This window comes from Variovorax sp. P4_D9, assembly GCF_056401695.1.
Genome location: NZ_JBFUIU010000816.1, coordinates 1 through 3,879, shown reverse-complemented (window position 1 = coordinate 3,879; position 3,879 = coordinate 1). Strand labels below are relative to the sequence as shown.

Genomic DNA, 3,879 nt, shown 5'->3' with positions numbered 1-3,879 from the left:
TTCCAGCGCTTCTCGAACTCCGGTACGAACCGCTGGACCCAGCGCATGACCGTTGTGTGGGCCAAGACCAAGCCACGCTCAGCCATCATCTCCACCAGGTCACGAAAGCTCAGCTTGAAGCGCAGGTACCAGCGAACGCACAACACGATGATCTCGCGCTCAAAGTGCCGACCTTTGAACAGCTCATCCATGCTCTGGAACTTCTTCGCCACGTTCAGCCTTCACATCACAAAGGTCGGTAGCCTACCGGAAGCCAAAGTTTGCACCAGAGCCCCCGCCCGGTGGTGCATGAGCCGGACAAAAGATCGACGGGCAGCAGACGTGCGAAAGGCGTGCCCCGTTGACTCATATCATGCCCAATCCCGCCACCAACGCCATCGGGCATGCCTTGGGCGGCACGGCCTGCAGCAAGTAGAAGATGCCGGTCGTCGTCATTCCTGCGGCGACCACGCCGCTGACGAATCGAACAGCGACTTCCGAGGGCATTCCGAGCCACACGAACCTGAGTGCCGCAATGATCGAGTAGAAGGTCAAGAGGACCCGCATGACGTTTTGCATGCTGAACTGGGCGCGAGCTTTCACAAGCATCGTGTTCGCGCACGCGTTTGCCGCGACATAGATGGCCGGCAGCCAACTCAGCTGCTCGACGGAAGTCGCCAACTCACCGGACAGATTGGGCACATTGACTGTGATGGTCTCGTTGGAAAACGTCGCAGTTGCGCAAATGTAGAGACCGACGGCTGCGTAGCCGAGACGGCGAAGCGGCGGGTGCGGTGGCGAATAAGGGCCCCCGGAAAGGTCGGTTGGTCTTCGGGGGCGAATTCGTAGGCGTCGCCGCTGCGGAGATGCGTAGGCGGTTGGATGGCTGCCGCAGGGCTAGGCTTCATGCTTAGGGCACTTTCGCATCCTATGATCTGAATGATTGGTCAACGCGCTGTCGCTGATCAGCACATCTCTGGATGTCCACTCTGCCCGCGCAGCTGTCGTCAACCTTTCCCCCAGACGGGGCTCTGACAGCGTGATGAGATCCCAGACGTTCGAATTCATGCGCGGCTCAAATGGGTTACGGCAAAACTCTCGACCTCCGAGGTCTTTGGCAGCTCGACATCCTTCCGAGAGCGTTGGACCACGCACCGAATCAGCGCCGATCAAGCACTGCAACTCGAATCCGTTCCTGATGTACACGATCATTATGCTGTCCGGCAGAATGCTAAGACGGCAATGACGCCTTGCGCGTATCCGTTCCTATGAATTTGAGGAAGGGACGCACGAACCCTTCGTTCGATCCAAGGAAAGACATTAGCGGATCAGATTCGTCTTCGCGAGGTCAATCAGTTGCGCGCCTCGGCCATCCAGCACGGCCTTCATCAAAAACATCCCAAAGTGATGCGCGTTCTCGAACGTCGTCTTCGGTGGCATCGCGAGTTCCTGGCGCGCGCTGACGACATCGACGAGCACAGGGCCTTCGTGCGAAAACGCATCGGTGAGCGCCCGATGGAGAAGCTCCGGCTGTTCGACGCGGATCCCTCTGACGCCCATCGCCTCAGCCATGGCCGCGAAGTTGGGGTTCTTCAAGTCGCAGCCGGTGTCTAGGAAACCGTTCGCCTTCATCTCCATCTCGACGAAGCCCAGAGTCCCATTGTTCAGCACAACGACCTTGACGTTCAGGCCGGCCTGGATCAGCGTGACGAACTCGCCCATCATCATCGTGAAGCCACCGTCTCCGGACAGCGAGATCACCTGCCGATCGCGGTACGCGCTCTGGGCGCCGATCGCCTGCAGCATGGCATTGGCCATGGAGCCGTGGTTGAACGACCCGATCAGCCGGCGCCTTCCGTTCATCTGCAGATAGCGGGCGCTCCAGATGATCGGCGTGCCCACGTCGCAAGTGAAGATCGCATCCTCGTCCGCGAGCTCGCTGACCAGGCGCGCCACATATTGGGGATGGATGATCTTGCTACCGGAGCCGCTTTCGGCCAATGCGTCGAGGTCCCGGCGCGCATCGCGGTAGTGGTCCAACGCAAGGTCGAGGTGGCGGCGTTCGCTTTTCTCGACGATCCGCGGCAGCAGCATATTGATCGTGTCCTTCACGTCGCCCAGCAAGCCAAGGTCGATCGGGCAGCGGTTGCCGAGCGCCTCCGGTCGCTGGTCGATTTGCGCGATGCGTGCGGTCTCCGGATAGAACGGCCGATATGGGAAGTCCGTGCCCAGCAGCAGCAACGTATCGCAGTCCTTCATCGCGGCGTAGCCGGATGCGAATCCCACCAGGCCCGTCATGCCGACGTCGTAGGGGTTGTCGTACTCGAGGTACTCCTTGCCACGGAACGCATGCACGATCGGCGCTTTCAGCCGCTCGGCCAGCGCGACGACCTCGTCATGCGCCCCGACGCACCCCGCGCCGCACAACAGCGTGACGCGCTCGCCCACATTCAGCAGCGCTGCGAGCCGAGCGAGATCGTCGTCGCCGGGCACGAGCACCGGTTTGGTCGGGAGCAGCCAGTTGGGAACCTTCGCGGACAACGACTTGAGCGCGACATCACCCGGTATGACGATGACAGCGACCCCACGCCTGGCGACCGCCACGCGAATGGCCCGCGTCAGGATCTGCGGCAATTGCTCCGGCTGGGAGACCAGTTCGACATAGTGGCTACACTCCTTGAAGAGGATCTCGGGGTGCGTGGCCTGGAAATAGTCGATGCCGATCTCAGTGCTGGGGATGTGCGCTGCGATCGCCAGCACCGGCACCCCGCTGCGCTGGCAGTCGAACAGCCCGTTGATGAGGTGCAGGTTGCCGGGCCCGCAACTGCCGGCGCACACCGCGAGCTCGCCGGTCACGTGGGCCTCAGCGCCGGCGGCAAATGCCGCGCCTTCCTCGTGTCGGACGTGAACCCACTCGATGTCACCGTCAAAGCGCCGCAACGCATCAGTGAAGCCGTTCAGCGAGTCCCCGACGACTCCGTACACCCGCTTAACGCCTGCTTGCCGCAGGGTCTCGGCCATGTAGGCCGCTGCCGTTCTGGTCATGATGATCTCCTTGGAACCGGGGAAAAAGCGCATCTTGCAGCTGCCTTCTCCAGTGTCCTCAGATCGCTCACGGAGCAGGACGTGGAGGAGCGGATCCCCAGGCCCGTGCGAACAGGCGCCAGCATGTGCATCTCCTCTCCGGCCACCTCGGGCAGATGTACGTCCGCCTCGTCGGTCCACATTTCGACGACCCGAAGGTTGTCGGTCAGCGACGTCACAAGCTCGTCGACCGCAGGCGCATCGCGCTCGCTGACCGCAAAGCGCGGGAACTCGAGCGCGATGACGCCGCACGAATAGTGCCACGGCGGTGCCGCGACCACATTGGCCTTGCCCAAGGGCGAAAGTGGGACGATGTAGCCCTTCAACATTTGTCGATCTCGTTCAACGGTTGATTCGATGAGCAAGACTATTGAGCTCCGACCTCCATGCGGTCCATCCCCCGGGTGGGGCACGGCCGCACGAGCTCGCGGCCCAGGCCGGCACATCACGTTCGGTGCTGGTCGAACGCTTTGCGCATTTCGTCGGGCAACCTCCAATGCAGTACCTCACCCACTGGCGCATGCAACTCGCGACCCGCCTTCTTGCCGAGCCTGGAGCGAGGAAGGTCGCCGCGGTGGCCGAAGCAGTCGGGTACGAGTCGGAGGCGGCCTTCAGCCGCGCATTCAAGAACTGCGTCGGTATTGCCCCTGCCRCATGGCGACTTCGCGAAGCGGCCTGATCACGACAACCAATCGTTACAGTCGTCTGCTTTGGGGCATGAATCTAGACTGACCGGTGTGTGCGGGTAGCAGCATTTCGCCAATCCCCGGGAGTTCTTTCCGGGTGTCGGGAGCAGCCGCATCTGATGATCTGATG

4 protein-coding genes and 1 pseudogene are annotated in these 3,879 nt (G+C 61.8%); 1 reads left to right on the top strand and 4 read right to left on the bottom strand.

Translation table 11 applies throughout. The features are described 5' to 3' along the window. The 4 genes and pseudogenes from AC1DY5_RS45895 to AC1DY5_RS45880 form a co-directional block, all read right to left on the bottom strand. Positions 1–191: pseudogene (locus AC1DY5_RS45895) on the bottom strand (IS6 family transposase); the annotation flags it as partial. A gap of 154 nt (positions 192–345) precedes the next feature. Further along, positions 346–681: a hypothetical protein gene (locus tag AC1DY5_RS45890; protein WP_478121041.1), complete on the bottom strand. Its 336-nt coding sequence runs from the start codon at positions 679–681 to the stop codon at positions 346–348. A gap of 618 nt (positions 682–1,299) precedes the next feature. Continuing rightward, on the bottom strand, positions 1,300–3,024 hold the full coding sequence (poxB, locus tag AC1DY5_RS45885; RefSeq protein WP_478121040.1) for a ubiquinone-dependent pyruvate dehydrogenase: 1,725 nt from the start codon (positions 3,022–3,024) through the stop codon (positions 1,300–1,302). Then, positions 3,021–3,392, bottom strand: coding sequence for a hypothetical protein (locus tag AC1DY5_RS45880; protein ID WP_478121039.1), 372 nt, complete (start codon positions 3,390–3,392; stop codon positions 3,021–3,023). The genes poxB and AC1DY5_RS45880 overlap by 4 nt, the downstream gene beginning before the upstream one ends. Before the next feature lie 41 nt (positions 3,393–3,433). Between AC1DY5_RS45880 and AC1DY5_RS45875 the strand changes: the two genes are divergently transcribed. Continuing rightward, positions 3,434–3,742 (top strand): helix-turn-helix transcriptional regulator, encoded by a 309-nt coding sequence (locus AC1DY5_RS45875; RefSeq protein WP_478121038.1) that lies wholly within the window; start codon positions 3,434–3,436, stop codon positions 3,740–3,742. The last annotated feature ends 137 nt before the right edge of the window (positions 3,743–3,879 follow it).